We start from the raw sequence: 21,601 nt of genomic DNA on the forward strand, positions 1-21,601 counted from the left end.
AACAGGTGAAGAAAGTACGCTATTATTTAGAGATGGTTATAAATAGATAAGATATTATGAAAGATTTCTATATGAATGATATTTTTTCTTTATAGTAAACAAACAATGTGACTACTTATATAAAAGAGAAAAGGTGAAATAATGGCATTTGGAATCAAACGCCCGGAACTAAACGCATGGAAAGCAGCTGTTAAGCGAGGAGAGATCGCATTTTTAACTCATTACTGGCTTGATGAGCGTTTTCCACACGCAACTACCGTAACAAAAGTAGGTTGCAGTGACTTAAATAAGCTGATTAAGTGGGGAGAAAAGTATGGCATTCCCGCTAAGTATATTGATAATCGATCCGGCTATCCTCATTTCGATTTACTAGGCGAGCGTCAGAAAGAAATTATGAAAAAGGAAAATCAGCTGGAGCAGCTGAAGCGATTTGAAGAAGTTAACGAATGAAAAGAAAAGTTAATTTTAAAAAACTGTAAAAAAATTCTATTGTTACGGCTTTTTTTATGTTTAAATAGAAAAAACAGTGGAATAGATTAAGAAGAACAATTACGTTATGTATTCTCTCATATAGGGAAAATAACTTGGTTTAGTTTCCTTATTTGATACGATAAAGAGCTTTGTTTTATAATAAAATTGTTGTTCGGATAAAAGGAGGAAGAAGGGCATGTCCGAGGTTGGAACTTTAAAAAAAGGATTAGATATCTTCTCTTTGCTTTTAAACCGTCCGAATATGACTATTCCGGAAATGATGGAAGCGCTCGGTTTTAATAAGAGTACGATGTATCGTCTTGTGAGCACGCTTGAACAAAACGGATTTATTGTAAGAAACCCGTCTAACCGCTATACGGTTTCACCACAACTGGTGCTGGCACTCGTACAAAATACGATGCATACGAACTATGAAATGAATTGGCTCTCTGTTCCTGCTATGCAGAAGCTGAGTGAAGAGACCAATGAGACCATTTACGCGGGAATTCTCCATCATAAACAGATGGTTACAACTCAGGTGGTGAACGGGCAATATAGCACTCGTACACATTCCGAAGTAGGAAATAAAAAGCCGCTTCATGCAAATGCTATTGGAAAGTGTATTCTTGCTTATCAAGAGGACAGCGTGCAAAAATCTATTCTTCACGAACTTTCGCTTGAAGCTTATACAGATCGAACGATCACCGAGCTGGACGAGCTGGAAGCTGACTTAGCTTTAAGTAAGGAAAGAGGATATGCTGTCGATGATGAAGAACGGGAGCCTGGCGTTCGCTGTATTGCAGCCCCTATTTTCAGAAAAGGAAAAATAATGGCAGCTATTGCTTTATCAGGTCCATCCGTTCGTATTTCAGAAGAGAAAGACGAAGAACATGCTGCACTTGTTAAACAGTGCGCAGAACAAATTTCACAAGCAATTACTCTTTACGAATAATTCAACAGTAAAAAAGGGGATGAACAGCAACATGGAAAACTTACAGTCAACGACGACCTTAGCAAACGGCGTGAAAATGCCTTGGTTAGGTTTAGGTGTTTATAAAGTAGAAGATGGTCAAGAAGTTGTAGATTCAGTTAAATATGCAATCAAAGCTGGATACAAAAGCATTGATACGGCTAAAATTTATGAAAATGAAGAAGGCGTGGGACAAGCGATCAAAGAATCAGGTGTTTCTCGCGAAGAACTATTTGTTACATCAAAAGTGTGGAATGCAGATCAAGGATATGACACAACTCTTCAAGCGTTTGAAACAAGCTTAAACAAGCTAGGTCTTGAATATTTAGATTTATACTTAATTCACTGGCCGGTTGAAGGTAAGTATAAAGATACGTGGAAAGCACTTGAAAAGCTTTATAAAGACGGGAAGATTCGTGCAATCGGCGTATCGAATTTCCAAGTGCATCATCTAGAAGACTTAATTGCAGATGCAGAAGTTAAGCCGATGGTAAACCAAATCGAATTTCATCCACTTTTAACACAAACAGAAGTGCGTGAATACTGCAAAAAACAAGGAATCCAAGTGGAAGCATGGTCACCGCTTGCACAAGGTGAGCTGCTTGATAACGAAGTGTTAACTCAAATTGCTGAAAAGCACGGAAAATCAACTGCTCAAGTTATCTTACGTTGGGACTTGCAAAACGAAGTAGTAACGATTCCTAAGTCAACAAAAGAACATCGTATTATCCAAAATGCAGACGTATTTGATTTTGAATTAAATGCAGAAGAAGTTGAAAAAATTAACGCATTAAATCAAAATCATCGCGTAGGTCCAGATCCAGATAACTTTGACTTTTAATGTTAAATTAAGACTAAAACGTCTTGTAAGATAAATAATAAACAAAGCGCTATTGTCATTCATGCAGTAGCGCTTTGTTTATTAATTAGGAAATGTGATGGTTGAACGAGGAGGAAAAGTAATGAAAATGTCAGGAAACACTATTTTAATTACGGGCGGAGCGTCTGGAATTGGATTGGCGCTTGCAGAACGTTTTTTAAAGGAAGGAAATGAAGTTATTATTTGTGGAAGAAGGGAATCAAAGCTGCAAGAAGCAAAAGAAAGATTCCCTTCGTTACATACAAAAGTGTGCGACGTATCAATAGAAGAAAGCAGAGTAGAGCTGGTAAAGTGGGCGACTGAAAGGTTCCCAAAATTAAATGTTATTGTGAATAATGCAGGCATTCAGCAGCGCGTAAATCTTTTACACATGCACGAAGAGTGGCAGTATTACGAAAAAGAACTAATGAGTAATGTAAGTGCTCCTATTCATTTAACTTCGCTATTGATTCCTCATTTCGTTCAACAAGAACGTGCTGCGGTTATTAACGTAACGTCGGGGCTGTCTTTAACACCTGGAGCATGGGTGCCAGTTTACAGCGCAACAAAAGCGGCGTTAAGGTCGTTTACGATTAGTTTAAGACATCAAGTAGAAGAAACAAATACCGAAGTGATAGAAATTCTTCCTCCAGCCGTGAACACGGATTTAGGAGGACCGGGACTTCATACATTTGGAGCACCGCTTGATGACTTTGCTGATTCAATATTTGAAGAACTGAAAAAAGGCAAAATCGAAATTGGCTATGGAGACAGCGCTAAAAGGCTTTATGCTTCTAAAGAAGAAATTGAGAAAGCTACAGCACAGGCTTGGAGGGGGTTTTTAAAGAACAACCCTGAATTTTAAAGTCAGAAAACACAAAGGTTTCTAAACCCTTCAATGGTAGCGGGTCATAAAAAGCGTGTGTCCATAAAATAAATGGACACACGCTTTTTATCATTAACGATCTACCGTTTGTCTAATTCGTTTTTCCATTTTCTCAAGCATGCGGAGGTACTCATCCTGTTCTTCTGGAGTTAGAGCAAAAAGCATGTCTTGCCAAAATAAATTTCGCTGCTCAATTACATAGTTCACTAATGTTTCGCCAGCCTCTGTTAAGGATATCCATACAATTCGGCGGTCTTTTTGGTCACGTACGCGCTTAATGAGTGCATCATCTTCTAATTGATTTAATAAAATGGTAGTAGCCCCGGAGGTTAGCTTTAGATTTGAAGAAATTTCGGCTACCATACGTTTAGAGCTGATTCCAATGAATTTTAGAATTAAAAATTTTGTAATGGTCAAATTATAGGGCTGCTCACTGATTTTATCTTCCAAGAGCTTTCGCTTGAGTTCAAATAATGAGGTTTTAACTTGGTCAAGTTTTTCTAGTTTATCTATTAACTGCTGATCCATCATAATCACCTTTTCTTTATCATTATAGGTGTTAAACAATTGCTGCTAGTTACCTATTGTGGTTTATGTATATAGGGAGTTTGTTCCAAAAAAAGGAGCTGTTTTTGTGTATAACCCTATGCTTATATATCTAACTTTAAAGTAAAGTAAAGTACTTGTAAAGAAACCAAAACTTTTAAGTTGTATTTCAGTTAAAGATGTAGTAAAGTATTCAGTCGGGAAAACTTTATGAAACATAAATGTTTAGTTTTAAAAATAAATTAAAATCAAAGTTATTTACAACTAAATATCTTTGTGATAAAGTTATCTAGCGTAATACTTAACTGAATGAAATATTAAGGAGGTAAAATAAATGTCAAGAGGGCGTTTAATTTTAATGAACTTTATCGGAATTATTGTAGTATTAGCTTTAATTATTGGTGGAGGATACTATTATATTCAGAAATCTAATTATGTATCCACAGACAATGCAAAAGTGTCGGGCGATCTTTATACAGTAGTAGCGCCAGCGGCAGGTAAAGTAGCAAGCTGGAATATTGAAGAAGGTAAAGATGTTTCAAAAGACGATGAGGTAGCTAAAATCCAATCAGAAGATGGAGAAAAAACAGTTACAGTACCAGAGGATGGTAAAATCATCAAAACACAGGTAAAAGAAAATCAAATGGTTCAAGCTGGTCAACAAATTGCTAGCGAAGTAGATATGAATAACTTATTCATCATTGCAAACATTAAAGAAGACAAATTAAAAGATATTGAAGCTGGCGATGACGTTGATGTAACAGTTGACGGAGATACTAAAACAACAATCGATGGAAAAGTAGAAGAAATCGGTTATGCAACAAACTCAATTTTCTCATTAATGCCAAGCTCTAATTCAGACGGCAACTATACGAAAGTATCACAAACAGTTCCTGTTAAAATCTCTATTTCTAACTACTCTGAAAACGTACTGCCAGGTATGAACGCAGAAGTTAAAATCTCTAAAAACTAAGAACGTACATGATTAAGAAGAGAAGAAAGGAGGAAGGAACTGATGTCAGCAAACACGATACAACCAGAGGAAAGCTCAGTTAAAAAGCATATCCCGCTACTAGTCGTACTTATGCTTGGATTGTTCTTAGCAATTTTAAACCAAACGCTGCTAAATGTTGCGATTCCGCATCTGATTACAGAGTTTGGCGTTACGGCTAATACCGCACAGTGGTTGCTTACAGGATATATGCTTGTAAATGGTGCACTTATTCCATTATCAGCCTATTTAATTGAACGTTTTGGCGTTCGTCGCTTATTCTTATTTGCGATGGCCTGCTTTACAATTGGAGCGCTTGTCTGCGGAATCGCGCCGACTTTCTCAATTATGCTAATTGGACGTCTGGTTCAAGCAGTCGGGGGCGGAGTGCTAGCACCTCTAGTTATGACCATTATCGTATTTATTTTCCCTCCTCATATGCGCGGAAAAGGAATGGGTATCTTTGGTTTAGCCATGATGTTCGCTCCGGCAATTGGACCGACGCTTTCAGGATGGGTTATTCAAAACTATGACTGGCACATTTTATTTACGGGAATGGTGCCACTAGGTGCACTCGTACTTATTATTGCAGCTTTTAAATTAAAAGATATTAAACCGCCTCAAAATGTAAAAGTAGATCTAATTTCTGTGTTTACATCTCTTGCAGGTATGGCTTTACTTCTATACGGCTTCAGTGAAGCTGGAAACGATGGCTGGACGGATTCAGTTGTATTATCAACGATGATCGGCGGTATTGTCTTATTAATCATCTTTGTTGTACAGCAGCTTCGACTTAAAAGTCCATTACTTGATGTGAGAGTATTTAAATACAATATTTTCTCATTATCTAATATCATCAGTATTGCCATTACAATCAGCATGTATGCTGGTATGTTCTTATTGCCGATTTATTTGCAAAACATCCGTGGCTATTCAGCGTTTGACTCAGGCTTATTAATCTTGCCTGGTGCACTTGTTATGCTAGTCATGTCACCGATTTCTGGTACGCTGTTTGATAAATTAGGACCGCGTCCACTAGGGATTGTCGGGATGTTGATTACGGTTGTGACAACATTTGAATTTACAAAATTAACGCTTGAAACACCGTTTAGTCATATTGTTATTATTTATATGATTCGTGCATTCGGTATGTCATTATTAATGATGCCAATTATGACAGCTGGTTTAAATCAGCTGCCGGCAAAATTAAGCAGCCACGGTACATCTATGTCGAACACGCTTCGTCAGGTGAGTGGTTCAATCGGTATCAGTTTAATGACTACAATCTTTACAAATCGCACAACATATCATGTGAATGAAATGAGCAGTTCAATGACTACATCTGATCCATTCTTTATGAATAACTTCCAGGTATTTGTGCAAAAGATTGCTCAAACGCTTCACCTTTCTCAAACAGAAGCGCAAAAACAAGCTTTAACAACATTAGCTGGAAAAGTTCAAGCGCAAGCAACTGTACAAGGAATTAACGACGCGTTTTACTGGACAGTTATCATTGCCATTATTGGATTGATTTTAAGTTTCTTCCTACGTGATGTTCGTAAAGATCCAGTGGTAGAAGTAGAAGAGACAGAAAAAGAAACAACAGACGATATTCGTATGTTACCGGCACCAAAAGATATGAACTCATAAGCAACGGAGGGATAAAGGATGAAAATTTGTATCGTATATGATAGTGAAGGCGGACATACAGAGGCATTAGCAAAAGCGATTGCTTCTGGCGCTGAGCTGTCTGGAGAAGCAACTGTATATGTAAAGCATGTCGAAGAAGCAGATGTACGTGAACTGCCTGAAATGGATGCTATTATTTGGGGCTGCCCAGGGCATTTTGGAACAATCAGTTCAGGGTTAAAAACGTGGATTGATAAATTAGGTTATTTATGGGCAGAAGGTAAATTAATTGATAAAGTAGGTGCGGTGTTCTGTACAACAGCTACAACGCACGGTGGCTTAGAAGCAACGCTTTTAAATTTAATTACACCGATGCTTCACCAAGGAATGGTTATCGCTGGCTTACCAGGTAACATTCCAGAAAATGCGCTGTACGGTACTTATTACGGTGTGGGAATTACTTGTCCAATCGAAGGTGACGAATTATTAACAGAGAACGACCAAGCGCTAGGTAAAGCGTTAGGAGAACGTGTTGTTCAAGTGACTAAACGAATGACACAAGGACAGTAGGTGACAGTATGTTAGGTATTTTACTGATCGTTGTAGCTGTGATTCTGGTTGTCCTAATTATTACAATGAATGCTAAAGCATCATCTTCTAAGCGCCAGCGTACAGTTCCACCTAAAAAAGAAGCGGCTGCTTCAAATGCTCCTAAAGAGCCAAAAGTAGAAGAGAAAAAAGTAGCAGAAGAAAAACCTGCAGCACCAAAAGAAACACCAAAAGAAGAGCCAAAAGAGCCGCAGGCGAAGACGGAAACAAGAACATCTAGACATAAGAGAGAAAAAGATGTCATGAACGATGATATGTATCGTCAAGTGCTGCAAAAGTTTAGAGAAGGCGAAAAAGACGACACGGTTTTTACAAAAGAAGAACGTGACGTTATGAATGATGACGCTTTTCGTAAAGCTTTAAGATCGTTTAAGAAAAACGATAATGAATGAGTTTCTTCTATTATAATAGTACGGAATAAAACAGATAGAAAATAGGTCATAAGCATTCCGCGAAACCAGCCGCTCTCCCCAGGTTAGGTTTCGCTTGGAGTGCAGCAGGGGGCTGACATGTTAACATCGACTCCCTGATTATAAGAAAGGGGACGTCAAAACATGGAACAGCTCACATTTATTGAAGAGGTCCAGAGAATTTCGATATCCCTTAACAAAAAGGTAATGACAGAGATAAAAGAAAGGTTACTTTCACAAGGGATTACGCCTTTTCAATATCATATCTTATTAATTATCGGTAAATGCAGTCATATTGGAGTAACCAAGCTGGCAGAGGAGATGCGTGTAAAGCCTAGTGCGATCACTCCTGTTATTACTCGTTTAATAGACTTAGAGTTAGTTTCACGCTATCACTCTAAAGAGGATCGCCGTAAGGTAAACATTGAGTTAACTGCTAAAGGTGAACAAGTGATTGAAGAAGCAAATGAAATTGTGCAAAAGATGATTGCTCATTTCTTTTCTTGCTATGAGCCGAAAGATCAAGAGCAATTTTTGAAATTATTTAAGAAACTAGACGCTAATATCTAATGAAAGAAACATCACTTCTTAATGGAGTGATTTTTTTTTTGATAAAAAGATTGTCAACTTCACTTTTCCATGATATCATTTGTGTAAACGGTTACATATATGGAGGGAGGGAAATAAAGTGGTAACAATTCGTGATGTAGCAAAAGAAGCAGGCGTGTCCGTTGCGACCGTTTCGCGTGTTTTAAACAGTACAGGGTATGTAAAAGAAGACACGCGTGTGCGAGTAATGAATACAATTCAAAGATTAAACTACAGCCCTAACGAAGTAGCCCGTTCGCTTTATACACGTGAATCACGTTTGATTGGTCTATTGCTTCCAGACATCACAAACCCTTTTTTCCCTCAGCTCGCACGAGGAATAGAAGATGAAGTACATAGCCATGGATTTCGTTTAATTCTTGGCAATAGTGATGAGCAGTTAGAGAAAGAATTAACATATCTCCAAACGTTTACGCAAAATCATGTAGTAGGAATGATTACGGCAACAACAAGTTTAGCTCAGAAACTATATGAAGGTCTTACATTTCCCGTCGTGTTTTTAGATAGAAGTTCTGATCAGTATCCATCCGTTTATGCTGATGGTTTTGAAGGCGGGAAAATCGCTGCAGAAGAAATAATCAAAAGAGGAAGTAAAAGAATTACTCTTATCAAAGGTCCAGTAAATGTAAAGCCTGCTCAGGAACGTTTTCAAGGCTCTCTTTCTGTCTTGAGTCAGTCTGATGCAGACTTTTACGTATTAAATACAAATTCTCTAGCATTTGACGATGCGCAGAAATGGGCAAAGGAAATCTTTCAAAAGTACCCTGAAACAGACGGGATTATCGCAAGTAATGACATTGTAGCCACAGCTGTTTTACATGAGGCGTTTCGATTAGAGAAAAGCGTGCCTGATGATCTTCAAGTGATTGGTTTTGATGATATTCCGCAAAGCCGCTTTTCGTTTCCAGCCCTGTCTACAATTCGTCAGCCTGCTTATGAAATGGGCAAGCAAGCAGCAGGTCTGTTAATGAAATGCATTAAGAAAGAACCTTTAATTCAAAAGCAAGTACAACTACCCGTTACGTTTATTGAACGAAATACGACACGAAAGGTTGAGGAACATGGCTAAAGTAACTGTGATTGGAAGTTCATCAATGGATTTAGTAGTAACATCAAATATTCGTCCTGGAGCTGGAGAAACAGTGTTAGGAGAATCATTTAAAACCGTTCCGGGAGGAAAAGGAGCGAACCAAGCTGTTGCAGCAGCCCGGCTTGGAGCGGATGTGAGTATGATTGGATGTGTGGGCGAAGATCATTACGGAAAAGCAATCCTGGAGAATTTCAAATCAAACGGTGTATCTGTAGAAAATGTGAAACCGGTTACAGGTTCAGATAGCGGAACAGCTCACATTATACTCGCTGAAGGAGACAACAGCATTGTAGTTGTTAAAGGAGCAAACGATTATATTACTCCAGACTACGTAGAAAAAGCAAAAGAAAAAATTAAAGAAGCTGATATCGTACTTATTCAGCAAGAAATTCCAGAAGAAACGGTTGAATATGTTGCTCAGCTTTGTCAGGAACTTAAAGTACCGCTTTTATTAAATCCAGCGCCTGCAAGACCATTAAAAGCAGAAGTGATTGAACAAGTTTCTTACATCACTCCAAATGAACATGAAGCAGCGCTTTTATTTGAAGGAAAAGAAAAAGAAGAAGTATTAAAACAGTATCCAAATAAATTGTTTATTACAGAAGGAAAACAAGGTGTACGCTATTTTAACGGCAAGAAAGAAGTATTGGTTCCTTCTTATCAAGTAGAAACGATTGATACAACAGGAGCAGGAGATACGTTTAACGCAGCGCTTGCTGTGGCACTTGCCGAAGGAATGGGTTTTGAAAAAGGAATTCAGTTTGCTAATCGCGCAGCTTCGCTATCCGTCACTAAATTTGGTGCGCAAGGCGGCATGCCGACTCGAAAAGAAGTGGAGGAGAGTCTGTAAATGAAACGTCACGGAATGATTAACAGTCATATTACGAAAATACTAACAGATCTAGGTCATACAGACACTATTGTCATTGCAGATGCAGGGTTACCTGTTCCGCGTGACGTGCCTAAAATTGATTTATCTTTAAAGCTAGGAGTGCCTAGCTTTGAAGATGTAGTAGTAGCTGTGTTAGAAGATATGGCTACAGAAAAAATAGTGATTGCTTCTGAAATGAAAGAAAGAAACCAAAAGGCTTACGAGTTGATGGAAAAGCAAAACATCTTAGTAGAAGAAGTATCGCATGAACAATTGAAAATGTTGACAAGTAAAGCGAAAGTTGTGATTCGTACAGGAGAAGCAACTCCTTATGCAAACTGTATTTTACAAGCGGGAGTTATTTTTTAAAAGAGGTGAACAGCATGCATATTGCAATGAGAGGGATTCATAAAGCCTTTGGAGCAAACCGTGTACTAAGAGGCGTGGATTTTGAATTACATGAAGGTGAAGTTCACGCACTAATGGGGGAAAATGGAGCGGGGAAATCTACGCTGATGAATATTTTAACCGGCCTTCATAAAAAAGATGAAGGGCAGATTCTGATTGATGGCAAAGAGACGTATTTTCAAAATCCAAAAGAAGCAGAACAAAACGGAATTACCTTTATTCATCAAGAGCTGAACGTTTGGCCTGAAATGACGGTGCTTGAAAACTTATTTATCGGCAAAGAATTAAAAACGCCTTTAGGTTTTTTAAAAACAAAAGAAATGAAAGCGTTAGCAAAGAAGCAGTTTGAAAAATTAGCTGTCACCATTCCTCTTGATCAAGAAGCAGGACTTTGTTCTGTCGGACAGCAGCAAATGATTGAGATAGCCAAAGCGCTGATGACGAATGCAAAAGTGATTATCATGGATGAGCCGACCGCAGCGCTTACTGAAAGAGAAATTCAAAAGTTATTTGACGTAATTAATGCGTTGCGAAAACAAGGTGTATCGATTGTCTATATTTCACATCGTATGGAAGAGATTTTCGCTATTTGTGATTCCATTACGGTCATGCGTGACGGACAGACGGTAGACAAAAAGCCGATTCCAGAAACCAGCTTCGATGATGTTGTTCGCAAAATGGTAGGAAGAGAGCTAACGGATCGATTTCCTGCTAGGACATCTCCTAAGGGAGACGTTGTATTTGAAGCAAAAGGCTTGGAGAGAAAAGGTGTATTTCAAGACGTTCATTTTTCAGTGCGATCAGGAGAAATTGTCGGCGTTGCGGGGCTAATGGGAGCTGGCAGAACCGAAATTATGCGCGCTATCTTCGGGCTTGATCCGTTAGAAAAAGGCGAAATTATCTTAAATGGCAAACGGGTCAGTATCACAAAGCCAGACCAAGCCATTAAATTAGGTCTCGGGTTCATTACAGAAGATCGTAAAACAGAAGGGCTCGTTCTGGATTTTTCTATTCGAGAAAATATTGCACTTCCAAGTCTATTCAGCTTTTCGCCAAAAGGCTTTATTGAACAAAAAAGCGAGCAGCAATTTGTAGATTTGCTTATTAAACGTTTAACGATCAAAACCGAGTCGTCTGAGACGAGTGCGGCTAACTTATCGGGAGGAAATCAGCAAAAAGTAGTTATTGCCAAGTGGATTGGCATTGGACCAAAAGTGCTAATTTTAGATGAACCAACTCGAGGAGTTGACGTCGGGGCGAAGCGTGAAATTTATCAGCTTATGAATGAACTGACAGACAGAGGCGTGGCTATTATCATGGTGTCTTCAGAGCTTCCGGAAGTACTCGGCATGAGCGATCGCATTTTGGTTGTGCATGAAGGAAAGATAACAGGTGAACTGACAAGTGAAGAAGCAACTCAAGAAAAAATTATGACATTTGCAACAGGAGGTCAGTAAAATGAAAGCAAACACAGCGATAAAAGAAAATCGCGTTGATAACGTGATGCAAAAGCTAGGTCCGTTACTAGGTTTATTTATTCTTATTGTCATTGTATCGATTTTAAATCCAAGCTTTTTAGAACCTTTAAATATTTTAAACTTGCTGCGTCAAGTGGCTATTAATGCTTTAATTGCATTCGGTATGACATTTGTTATTTTAACAGGGGGAATTGATTTATCCGTGGGCTCTATACTTGCTTTATCAAGTGCGTTAATGGCAGGTATGATTGTGTCAGGTGTAGATCCTATTTTAGCTATTTTAATAGGATGTGTGTTAGGAGCTGTAATGGGTATGGTTAACGGCTTACTTATTACAAAAGGAAAAATGGCGCCGTTTATTGCGACGCTAGCGACGATGACAATTTTTAGAGGATTAACGCTTGTTTATACAGATGGAAATCCGATTACGGGCTTAGGCGAAAACTATTACTTCCAGTTATTTGGCCGAGGCTATTTCCTAGGTATTCCTGTTCCAGCGATTACGATGGTACTAGCGTTTGCTGTCCTATGGGTGATTTTGCATAAAACACCGTTTGGCCGTAGAACATATGCAATCGGTGGAAATGAAAAAGCAGCATTTATTTCAGGAATCAAAGTTCCGAAAGTTAAGGTTATGATTTACTCACTAGCAGGATTATTGGCAGCGCTATCAGGAGCGATTTTGACTTCTCGCTTGAATTCTGCTCAGCCAACGGCAGGTACGTCTTACGAGTTAGATGCTATCGCCGCAGTAGTACTAGGTGGCACAAGCCTTTCCGGAGGACGTGGACGCATTGTTGGAACGTTAATTGGTGCGCTGATTATCGGAACATTAAACAACGGTTTGAACTTACTCGGCGTTTCGTCGTTTTACCAAATGGTCGTAAAAGGAATTGTTATTTTAATTGCGGTATTAATTGATCGCAAAAAGTCAGCTTAGGAGGGAAAAACATGAAGAAAATTTGGCTCGTGCTATTATCATTTTCATTATTACTGTTAGGGGCTTGTTCACTTCAGCCTCCTGAGTGGGCGAAACCATCTGAAAGTAAAAATTTAAAAGATATTAAAATTGGTTTATCCGTGTCTACATTAAACAATCCGTTCTTTGTTTCCCTAAAAGAAGGAGTACAAAAAGAAGCAAAAAAACTGGGCATGGAAGTAGTTGTAGTAGATGCTCAAAATGATTCAGCAAAACAAATTAACGATGTAGAAGATTTAATGCAGCAAGGTGTTAACATTCTGCTTATTAACCCAACGGATTCAGCCGCTATTTCAACAGCTGTACAATCGGCTAATAATGTAGGGATTCCAGTTATTACGCTAGATCGTTCAGCAGAAAAAGGAAAAGTGGAAACACTGGTAGCTTCAGATAATGTAAAAGGTGGTCAAATGGCTGCTGATTACATTGTAAAAAAAGTAGGTGAAAAAGCTCAGGTAGCAGAACTTGAAGGCGTGCCCGGAGCTTCAGCAACTCGTGAACGAGGAAAAGGGTTCCACAACGTTGCAGATCAAAAGCTAGATATTACGGCTAAACAGTCAGCTGATTTTGACCGTACAAAAGGCTTAAACGTTATGGAGAACGTTCTTCAAGGAAACCCTGGTATCAAAGCCGTATTTGCTCACAATGATGAAATGGCATTAGGAGCTATTCAAGCGATTAACAGCTCAGGAAAAGATGTATTAGTAGTAGGGTTTGATGGAAACGACGATGCAATTAAAGCAGTAAAAGAAGGAAAACTAGGAGCAACTGTAGCCCAGCAGCCTGTTTTAATTGGTAAACTTGCCGTAAAGTCTGCTAAAAATGTTCTTCAAGGCAAAAAAGTAGATAAGCAAATTCCAGTGCCTTTAAAACTAGTAACCTCTGAAAAATAATGGCTTTATACGTGTGAAGAAAAAAGACGCTCATTTGATTTATGGGCGTCTTTTTATATATATAAAGTGTAAAAAAGAAGTGAAAAAGTCACAACTTTATAAATAGTGCAGGAATTATGTAGGTGGAATTTATGTAATAAAAAGTAAAAAACACAGAAAAAAGGCGGTAAAACACATAATTTTCTGTGAAAAATTTGTAATATAGCTGTAATAATAAGCGTTTATTTTGATTTTTAAAGAGTAATTTTGCCCCCTTTGTGACAAAAATATATCTTTTTTAATAAACAGTAAACCTCTCTATCAAGGGATTTTGGTGGTAAATTCCCAGAAAGAGATTCTTGTTTATACAGATTATGGGAAACTTTTAACTGTATTGTAACATAAACAGCTAGTTTTTTATGGTATAACTATGTCTATGAGGAAAGGGGACTATTACTTTATGAAAATTTTTAAGCGTATGACTCTTGCAGCAGTCACAGGAATTTTCTTCATGACCGGCATTACAGAGACTCACGCCCAATCGAATGAAGAAGCGCTCCAGACTACTGAAAATAAAATTAAAGAAACAGAAAAGGCTGTTCAACAAAAAGAGAAAGAGAAACAGTCTATCAATTCAGATGTTCAAAACATACAGTCACAATTAAATTCATTACATACAGTAATCTCTAGCAATAAAAAAGAGTTAGCATCGACTGAAAAGCAGATTTCAGAAGCGAACAAAATGATTGAGAAAAAGAAAAAAGAGATCGTTTTGCTTCAGGAAAAAGTGTTAAGTCGTAAAGATATTATTGAAAATCGATTAGTTGCTTTACAGCAGGACGATAAAACAAGCGTTGTTATTGATACATTAATGAATGCTGATAACTTTGGAGATTTTGTTGCACGTATGGGTGCGGTCACAACTTTATTGTCAGCAGATAATGATATTTTAAAGCAGCATCAAAATGACTTAGATCAAATTGAAAAAGATAAAAAAGAAATTGATAAGCAAGAAAAAGTATTAGAAGCAGCAAAAAGTAGCCTAGCGGCTAAACAAGCTGAATTAGATAAAAACGTTGCGAAACAAACAGCAACGTTAACAACTATGCAAGAAAAATACAGTACGGTCGTAAATGAAATTGATGCAGCTTCTTCAGAAAAAGCAAATCTTCAGTCTGAACTAACAGGCATTCAAGATAAGATTGCAAAAGAAAAAGAAGCAGCTCAAAAGCAAGCTGAGCAAGTGGCAAAACAGCAGGCGGCTGAAAAGGCTGAGGCTGATGCAGAAGCAAAGCGTCAAGCTGAATTAGCAACAGCTAAAAAAGAAGTAAAAACAGAGCCGAAACAAGAAGTAAAAACAGCTGCGGCTACAGAGAAGAAAGCAGCCGTTTCTTCAGAAGCAAAAGAAACGAAAAAAGAAGAAAGCACACAAAAGCATTCTGGAAAAGAAATGTATGTAGAAGCAACAGCTTATACAGCTAATTGTGCAGGCTGCAGCGGCGTAACAGCCACTGGACAAAATGTAAGTTCAGGCACTCATAAAATTATTGCGGTAGATCCATCCGTTATTCCATTAGGTTCAAAAGTATATGTAGAAGGATACGGAGTGGCAACAGCAGGTGATACGGGCGGTGCGATTAAAGGATATCGAATTGACGTATTAGTACCTTCTGAGTCAGCTGCAAAAGCATTTGGACGTCGTACAGTGAAAGTAACGGTGCTAAACTAAAGAGAAGATCCGAACGATTTATCGTTCGGATTTTTTCATTTTGTTGGTTTTCAGATGAGATGGATGCAGCTATGTCTCACCCTCTTCTTTGCATGTTTGGTGAGCAAGTTGCTAGCTAATCTATGCTCTTTTCGTTACCATACAATAAAGTAAATGGAAGAAAAGGAGTGGGTAAAATGAAGGTAGTTGATCCAGCGGTACAAAGTGCAAAAGATAATTATCATTTGCTAACAGGTGTCGTCATTCCCCGGCCAATTGCGTTTATTACAAGTCAAAATGATGACGGTGTAGTAAATGCCGCGCCGTTTAGTTTTTTTAATGTAGTTGCGGCAGAGCCTCCGCTGATTGCCGTTTCGGTTTCGAGAAGTGAAGGTCAAATGACGAAAGATACGGCCAAAAATATTAGTGCATCTAAAGAATTTGTAGTTCATCTTGTAGACGAAAACTTAGTGGAACAGGTGAATCAAGCGGCATCTTCTTACCCTTCTTCCGTGAGTGAAGTCGAGGAAACAGGGTTAACACTAGCACCGAGCAAAAAAGTGCAGGTTCCCGGAATTCAAGAAGCCAGCATTCGAATGGAATGTAAGCTTCACCAAATTGTTCCATTAGGAACGGATGAGGCATACAGCTCAGATTTGTTTATCGGTGAAGTTGTGATGTTTCATATTAGTGAAAAAGTGATAGAAAACGATCGCGTTTCTGCAGAACGTGTGAAGCCAGTCAGCCGGCTTGCGGGTTCTAACTATAGTAAATTGGGGCAATTATTTTCCTTAGAACGTCCCAAATAAGCAAGAAAGTGTTACTTATGTAGCAAAAAAATAGTATACATTGGATTTTTTTAAATAAGCGATTGTGTTCTGTTTCAACAATAACAGTACATTCGCTTTTTTTTATGAACGAAAAAGTTAATAGAAACCATAATAACAAAATCAATTTACAAAAAGGCAAAAATGTAAGGTTTTTGCCTTTTATATTTACCATTGAGGAAAAGGGTATTCATTCATATAATTTAGATTAAGTAAATTGTATACGCTTTCAATATACAGAATTATTTTTCAATAATTCTATCTAGAAAGAGACGTGAGCGTTTACAAAAAAACTTGCCACACTAGGAGACGAGATCATAGGAGGGGTATTCATTGAAACGTTGGTTTAGTTTAATCAGTTTTGCACTCATTTTAACCCTAGTACTTGCAGGATGCGGAGGAAAGTCCGCTAATGAAACAAGTGGTAGCGGTGGAAAAGAAGTTGTTGCATGGGCTTGGAATATTAACGTACCGGTATTAAAGAAAGCAGCAGCAGAATATCAAAAAGAGAATCCAGGATTTAAATTAAAAGTAGTGGATATGGGACGTGAAGACGTTTATTCAAAACTAACAACAGGATTGCAGGCTGGCGGAAAAGGTCTTCCTGATATTGTATTAGTAGAAGACGATCGTTTCCAAGGATATTTGGATGCATTTCCAAAAGCATTTTTAAACCTATCTAAAAAAGGGTTCGATAAACAAGAAGATAAATTTCCAGAGTTTAAGAAAGCTCTTTTATCAAAGGATGGAGACATGTACGGCTTCCCGTTTGATGCAGGTCCGACAGGCGTTTTCTACCGCACAGATTACTTTGAAAAAGCAGGCGTAGATCCAAACAGTATCAAAACATGGGATGATTATATTGCGGCTGGTAAGAAAATTAAAGAAAAAGTTGGCGTTGATTTACTAGGTTTAGATTTTAATAATGACGATGGCTTATTCCGAATGGCACTAACGCAGCAAGGTACGTTCTATTTTAATAACAAAGGTAAGCTCAATTTAACTTCTAAAGAAGCGAAAAAAGCGATGGAGTTAAATAAGAAGTTAAAAGAAGCAGGCATTGTTAAAAATACAGTGGGCTGGGATGCTTCAATCAGTGCTTTAGCAGAAGGTAAAGTAGCAAGTTCACCATCTGGTGCTTGGCTATCTGGTTCTATTACGCAGCAGGCTCCAGATTTAAAAGGAAAATGGGGAGTATTTTTATTACCTTCGTTTGAAGAAGGAGGCAACCGTGCTTCTAACTTAGGCGGAAGCAACTATGTGATTTCAGCAAATAGCCAAAAAGCAGATGAAGCGTACAAATTTATGGAATATTTCTCAACAACAGATAAAGTTCAAGAAGAAGCGATGAAGGGCGGATTATTCCCATCATTAAATACCGTATATTCTTCAAAATTATTCACTGCACAAGATGAGTACTTTAACAATCAGACGATTTGGAAAACATTCGCAGATGAAATGAAAGATATTAAGCCGGTTAATTTTACAGGCAATTACTCAGTTGCAAACAGTGAAGCAGTCAAAGCTGTGTCAGAGGTAACAAATGGTAAGGGCGTTACAGACTCGCTTGAAGCAGCTCAAAAACGCTTAGAAAACCGAATTCAAAAATAATCAAGAAGCATAGAAGGTGATTTCTAGAAAATTGCCTTCTATCTCTTCTTCTTGCGGTACTAGGAGGTCATCATGAAGACAAATAAATCATTGCCTTACTTATTTATTGCTCCAGCACTTTTGCTGTTCGCGCTGTTTACCATCTATCCTATTTTTTCATCGTTTATTCTAAGCTTTCAGAGTATGGAAGGCGGAAAGTATGTATTTACCGGTTTATCAAACTATACACGTTTGCTCGGAGATGATATTTTCTGGAAAGCGCTTGGAAATACGGGGATTATTTTAATCGTTCAAGTACCCGTCATGATTTTATTAGCGCTTGTACTAGCTAACGCGTTAAACAGTCAGCTTTTAAGACTAAAAGGTTTTTTCCGAGTTTCATTTTTCTTGCCCGCAGTAACGTCGCTAGTTGCCTATTCTATTTTGTTTTCAATCATTCTTCAAGATGAAGGAATTATGAATACTATTTTAGGGTTTTTCGGTATCAATGCCATTCAGTGGCTGGGAGATCCTTTCTGGGCTAAAGTCTCAATCATCGTTGCGATGACTTGGAGATGGACAGGTTATAATATGGTTATTTTTCTAGCAGCTCTTCAAAGTTTATCTCATGAAGTTTACGAAGCAGCTGATTTAGACGGGGCAAATCGTATTCAAAAGTTTTTCCACGTAACGGTTCCACAATTAAAACCCGTTATCTTGTTTGCTACTATTTTATCAACAATTGGCACGCTTCAATTGTTTGACGAACCTTTTAACTTAACAAAAGGCGGCCCTGCTGATTCCACGATGACGCTAGGCTTATATATTTATCAAAATGGCTTTAAATATTTTGATTTTGGATATGCTTCAGCCATTGCGTACGTTGTTGTATTATTAGTCGGTATTTTAACGTTCTTCCAATTTAAATTTACGGGTGATAAATCATGAGTGTATTAGAGAGAGTAGAAGCAACCGCAGTAGCTACCGTGCCTAAGGTTAAAAAGAAAAGCAACATCATGCGTAAAATAGGATTATACAGCATGCTTGGGCTGTTCACGATTATCTCTATTTTTCCGTTTTACTGGATGATTATCGGCGCTACGAATGAATCGGGAAAAATGTTTACAAACCCTCCAACGCTGAAGCCTGGCGATCAATTTATGACAAATCTACAAAATTTAAATGCTTCAATTGATTTAGGGCGGGTCTTTTTTAACTCAGTATTTGTTTCAGTCGTGTATGTGATTGTAGCTTTAATGGTTTGTTCTACAGCTGCATATGCGCTATCTAAATTTGAATTCAAAGGCCGAAACGCAATTTTTACGACGCTTTTATTGTCCATGATGATTCCATATCAAGCAACGCTCATTCCGCTTTTTCAGCTGATGTCGAATTTTAATTTGCTTGATACGTATTTTGCTCTTATTGTTCCGCAGCTGTGCTTTCCGTTCGCTATCTTTTTATTACGTCAGAACTTTTTAGCTTTTCCAACGGAACTGATTGAAGCAGCACGTTTGGACGGTGCTGGAGAGATGAGAATCTTTTTAACCATTGTGCTTCCTTCTATGAAGCCTGCGATGGCTGCAGCAGCTATTTTCTTATTTATGACACAGTGGAATAACTTTATGTGGCCTTTAGTTGCGACTACATCAAACGAAATGGCTACATTGCCAGTTGCTCTTTCAAGCTTAATTGGATTATCGATTATTGATTACGGTCAAGTAATGATGGGGGTAACGATTGCAACCATTCCAATCATTGTCTTCTTCCTAGCACTTCAGCGTCATTTTATTTCAGGAATGCTTGGAAGTGCAGTAAAATAAAAAGCAGCAGATGTTGAGAAAAAAGTATGTTAGTTAAAGGAGGATCCGAAAGAATCTGATTGTTGATCGAGAATCAAATTCGTTCGGATTTTTCCCTTTCTAGGATGAACGTAGATTTAATTGTAGTTAATTGCTTCTAGGTGTTGATTGGAGGGCAAGACGAAGACTCCTGCGGGAAAAGCGGAACAGGTGAGACCCTGCAGGAGCGTAAGCGACGAGGAGACTCACCGGCCGCCCGCGGAAAGCGAAGTCTTGCACGGAAATCAACAGCTGTGTAACAAGTAATTCATACTAGTTCAATTTGTTCGTCTTTAGATTGGGTTGATTTAGCCATAGTTCAATCACTTTCTTAATGAACAGGGGGAGAGAAGATGGGAGAAATACCTGTAGGAGTACAGCTTTATACGCTGCGTGAAGAAACGAAAAAAGACTTTAAAGGAACTCTTCAAAAAGTAGCTGCTTTAGGATATCAAGGGGTAGAGTTTGCAGGGTACGAAGGATATACAGCGCAAGAAGTAAGAGCATGGTTAACGGATTTACAGCTGAAGGCAGCTTCTAGTCACGTGCCGCTTGAACAATTAGAAGCAAATTTAGAGCAAGTGATTCACTTTGAGCAGCAAGTTGGAAATTCACATATTGTTTGTCCTTATTTAATGCCTGAACGACAAACTGAAAAAGGATATTTCGAACTTATTGATTCTTTAAATTACATTGATGCTTATTGTAAAAAAGAAGGCATGTCGTTTAGCTATCACCATCATGATTTTGAGCTAAAAAAATTGTCAACTGGAAAGTCAGCTCTCCAAACGATTCTAGAAGAAACTGGGGTAAATGTAGAGCTGGACATTTATTGGCTCACTAAAGCAGGCGAAGATTCAGTTGAGTGGATGAAGCACTATCGAAATCGTACGCCTTTTATCCATTTAAAAGATATGACAACAGACGGCGAGCAATTTTTTGCTCCTCTTGGTACCGGAGGGGTAAATGTAAAGGCTGTCATGAAAGAAGGCAATAAAGCAGGCGTAAAATGGTGGATCGTTGAACAAGATCAGTGCATAGAAAGTCCTCTTAGCAGTATTAAAAAAAGCTTAGCATATATCAAATAAAAAAAACGAACAGACGCTGTCTGTTCGTTTTCTATTGATAAGCTGGAGTCCATTCAATTTCTCCGCACTTATTCGTATAATCAATATTTACTTCAAAGTTATGTTTTTCATAAAAATGAATTAATCTTTCGAGATGATCCCAGTCGCGCTCAGCGATATCTCCTTTAATGACATGAACATTTTGATCAACCGCTACTTCTTTTAAATAATTCATACATACAGAGCCATATCCCTTATTAGCGGGACCTTTAATATCACCAATAAAAATCGTGTGATTATCTTCATATACGCCATCGATGGCAAAATCCCAAGCCCCTCTATAGGCTTTTGTGCATTCATTTAGCATAATTTTACATGCGTTTCCGTCATTTTGTGCCGATACAATAACTAACTGATTATCTTCAGGCTGATCGACACCGATAACTTCGTACTTTTTAGCAATTTCTTTTAAATTATCCTGCATGCGAAATAGCTGAAACTCTAAATCATCAAGTGTTTCTTTTAGTTCTTCTGCATTCTGGTTTTTTTCTGTAAGCTGAGTAAACATTTTATACTCCTTTCCGTCTGTTTTCGGTCTAAGTGCGCCTATGACAAAGAGGACACGGTGTATAAAGCGAAACTTTATTTAGCAAAGTATCTGCCTTAGTAAAAATATAAAAAGGAAAGAACCTGATTTGATTGATCGTTCATCAAAACGGCTGCTTTCCTTAACATTCACTTTTAAATTTTTTACAACGTGTATAAGGGTAACAAAGACTCATTAATTTTGTCAATAAGGTTGCGGGTCTATTTGTAAAGAAGATAACAGGACATTTTACTTACCTGGAAAGAAAAATAATGAGTGAAAAAAGAATCATTTTAAAGTAAAA

24 protein-coding genes are annotated in these 21,601 nt (G+C 38.0%); 22 read left to right on the forward strand and 2 right to left on the reverse strand.

The genetic code is table 11. The features are described from left to right. Nucleotides 1–141: 141 nt before the first annotated feature. From ACMX9J_RS15135 to ACMX9J_RS15150, 4 genes are all read left to right on the forward strand, one after another. On the forward strand, nucleotides 142–450 hold the full coding sequence (locus ACMX9J_RS15135; protein WP_034269656.1) for a hypothetical protein: 309 nt from the start codon (nucleotides 142–144) through the stop codon (nucleotides 448–450). Nucleotides 451–667: 217 nt separating this feature from the next. Continuing rightward, nucleotides 668–1,423: an IclR family transcriptional regulator gene (locus tag ACMX9J_RS15140; RefSeq protein WP_028412172.1), complete on the forward strand. Its 756-nt coding sequence runs from the start codon at nucleotides 668–670 to the stop codon at nucleotides 1,421–1,423. Nucleotides 1,424–1,454: 31 nt separating this feature from the next. Further along, nucleotides 1,455–2,282: an aldo/keto reductase gene (locus ACMX9J_RS15145; RefSeq protein ID WP_028412173.1), complete on the forward strand. Its 828-nt coding sequence runs from the start codon at nucleotides 1,455–1,457 to the stop codon at nucleotides 2,280–2,282. 121 nt (nucleotides 2,283–2,403) lie between these two features. Further along, nucleotides 2,404–3,165: an SDR family oxidoreductase gene (locus ACMX9J_RS15150; protein ID WP_047751580.1), complete on the forward strand. Its 762-nt coding sequence runs from the start codon at nucleotides 2,404–2,406 to the stop codon at nucleotides 3,163–3,165. 93 nt (nucleotides 3,166–3,258) lie between these two features. Here ACMX9J_RS15150 and ACMX9J_RS15155 read toward each other — a convergent pair whose 3' ends face one another. Beyond that, a complete protein-coding gene (locus ACMX9J_RS15155) occupies nucleotides 3,259–3,714 on the reverse strand; it encodes a MarR family winged helix-turn-helix transcriptional regulator (RefSeq protein WP_025749716.1) in 456 nt (151 codons plus the stop codon). Nucleotides 3,715–4,066: 352 nt separating this feature from the next. On the opposite strand from ACMX9J_RS15155, the gene ACMX9J_RS15160 reads away from it, so the two are divergent. From ACMX9J_RS15160 to ACMX9J_RS15245, 18 genes are all read left to right on the forward strand, one after another. After that, on the forward strand, nucleotides 4,067–4,705 hold the full coding sequence (locus tag ACMX9J_RS15160) for an HlyD family efflux transporter periplasmic adaptor subunit (RefSeq protein ID WP_028412179.1): 639 nt from the start codon (nucleotides 4,067–4,069) through the stop codon (nucleotides 4,703–4,705). A 42-nt stretch (nucleotides 4,706–4,747) separates the two neighbouring features. After that, nucleotides 4,748–6,373 carry a DHA2 family efflux MFS transporter permease subunit gene (locus ACMX9J_RS15165; protein ID WP_028412180.1) on the forward strand — a complete coding sequence of 542 codons (1,626 nt, stop codon included), beginning with the start codon at nucleotides 4,748–4,750 and terminating at the stop codon, nucleotides 6,371–6,373. Nucleotides 6,374–6,391: 18 nt separating this feature from the next. Then, on the forward strand, nucleotides 6,392–6,922 hold the full coding sequence (locus ACMX9J_RS15170; protein ID WP_014461382.1) for an NAD(P)H-dependent oxidoreductase: 531 nt from the start codon (nucleotides 6,392–6,394) through the stop codon (nucleotides 6,920–6,922). Between the two features lie 8 nt (nucleotides 6,923–6,930). Further along, nucleotides 6,931–7,353, forward strand: coding sequence for a hypothetical protein (locus ACMX9J_RS15175; RefSeq protein WP_071276653.1), 423 nt, complete (start codon nucleotides 6,931–6,933; stop codon nucleotides 7,351–7,353). A gap of 162 nt (nucleotides 7,354–7,515) precedes the next feature. Beyond that, complete coding sequence (locus ACMX9J_RS15180; protein WP_028412182.1) at nucleotides 7,516–7,941, forward strand: MarR family winged helix-turn-helix transcriptional regulator; 426 nt, start codon at nucleotides 7,516–7,518, stop codon at nucleotides 7,939–7,941. A gap of 118 nt (nucleotides 7,942–8,059) precedes the next feature. Next, nucleotides 8,060–9,049, forward strand: a complete 990-nt coding sequence (locus ACMX9J_RS15185) for a LacI family DNA-binding transcriptional regulator (RefSeq protein WP_028412183.1) — start codon at nucleotides 8,060–8,062, stop codon at nucleotides 9,047–9,049. Continuing rightward, nucleotides 9,042–9,920: a ribokinase gene (gene rbsK, locus ACMX9J_RS15190; RefSeq protein ID WP_416225926.1), complete on the forward strand. Its 879-nt coding sequence runs from the start codon at nucleotides 9,042–9,044 to the stop codon at nucleotides 9,918–9,920. The genes ACMX9J_RS15185 and rbsK overlap by 8 nt, the downstream gene beginning before the upstream one ends. Further along, nucleotides 9,921–10,310: a D-ribose pyranase gene (rbsD, locus tag ACMX9J_RS15195; protein ID WP_034269677.1), complete on the forward strand. Its 390-nt coding sequence runs from the start codon at nucleotides 9,921–9,923 to the stop codon at nucleotides 10,308–10,310. A gap of 14 nt (nucleotides 10,311–10,324) precedes the next feature. Continuing rightward, on the forward strand, nucleotides 10,325–11,806 hold the full coding sequence (locus ACMX9J_RS15200) for a sugar ABC transporter ATP-binding protein (RefSeq protein WP_028412185.1): 1,482 nt from the start codon (nucleotides 10,325–10,327) through the stop codon (nucleotides 11,804–11,806). Nucleotide 11,807: 1 nt separating this feature from the next. Then, nucleotides 11,808–12,767 (forward strand): ribose ABC transporter permease RbsC, encoded by a 960-nt coding sequence (gene rbsC, locus ACMX9J_RS15205; RefSeq protein WP_033578167.1) that lies wholly within the window; start codon nucleotides 11,808–11,810, stop codon nucleotides 12,765–12,767. An 11-nt stretch (nucleotides 12,768–12,778) separates the two neighbouring features. Further along, nucleotides 12,779–13,699 (forward strand): ribose ABC transporter substrate-binding protein RbsB, encoded by a 921-nt coding sequence (gene rbsB, locus ACMX9J_RS15210; protein ID WP_014461376.1) that lies wholly within the window; start codon nucleotides 12,779–12,781, stop codon nucleotides 13,697–13,699. Between the two features lie 439 nt (nucleotides 13,700–14,138). Further along, complete coding sequence (locus ACMX9J_RS15215; RefSeq protein ID WP_034269680.1) at nucleotides 14,139–15,407, forward strand: 3D domain-containing protein; 1,269 nt, start codon at nucleotides 14,139–14,141, stop codon at nucleotides 15,405–15,407. 176 nt (nucleotides 15,408–15,583) lie between these two features. Then, nucleotides 15,584–16,195 (forward strand): flavin reductase family protein, encoded by a 612-nt coding sequence (locus ACMX9J_RS15220; RefSeq protein WP_016763208.1) that lies wholly within the window; start codon nucleotides 15,584–15,586, stop codon nucleotides 16,193–16,195. 351 nt (nucleotides 16,196–16,546) lie between these two features. Continuing rightward, a complete protein-coding gene (locus ACMX9J_RS15225) occupies nucleotides 16,547–17,824 on the forward strand; it encodes an ABC transporter substrate-binding protein (RefSeq protein ID WP_028412189.1) in 1,278 nt (425 codons plus the stop codon). Nucleotides 17,825–17,896: 72 nt separating this feature from the next. Further along, a complete protein-coding gene (locus tag ACMX9J_RS15230; RefSeq protein ID WP_034269685.1) occupies nucleotides 17,897–18,751 on the forward strand; it encodes a carbohydrate ABC transporter permease in 855 nt (284 codons plus the stop codon). 68 nt (nucleotides 18,752–18,819) lie between these two features. Continuing rightward, entirely contained in the window at nucleotides 18,820–19,626 is an 807-nt protein-coding gene (locus ACMX9J_RS15235) for a carbohydrate ABC transporter permease (protein ID WP_013055640.1), read from the forward strand. Between the two features lie 143 nt (nucleotides 19,627–19,769). Further along, nucleotides 19,770–19,904 carry a hypothetical protein gene (locus ACMX9J_RS15240; RefSeq protein ID WP_416226062.1) on the forward strand — a complete coding sequence of 45 codons (135 nt, stop codon included), beginning with the start codon at nucleotides 19,770–19,772 and terminating at the stop codon, nucleotides 19,902–19,904. A gap of 93 nt (nucleotides 19,905–19,997) precedes the next feature. Further along, complete coding sequence (locus ACMX9J_RS15245) at nucleotides 19,998–20,732, forward strand: sugar phosphate isomerase/epimerase family protein (RefSeq protein WP_416225927.1); 735 nt, start codon at nucleotides 19,998–20,000, stop codon at nucleotides 20,730–20,732. Nucleotides 20,733–20,763: 31 nt separating this feature from the next. Here ACMX9J_RS15245 and ACMX9J_RS15250 read toward each other — a convergent pair whose 3' ends face one another. Further along, nucleotides 20,764–21,279, reverse strand: coding sequence for an N-acetyltransferase (locus ACMX9J_RS15250; RefSeq protein ID WP_013055642.1), 516 nt, complete (start codon nucleotides 21,277–21,279; stop codon nucleotides 20,764–20,766). Nucleotides 21,280–21,601: the final 322 nt, after the last annotated feature.

The sequence above is a fragment of the Priestia sp. RMT2NF4 genome (genome assembly GCF_047872835.1).
GTDB lineage: Bacteria > Bacillota > Bacilli > Bacillales > Bacillaceae_H > Priestia > Priestia zanthoxyli.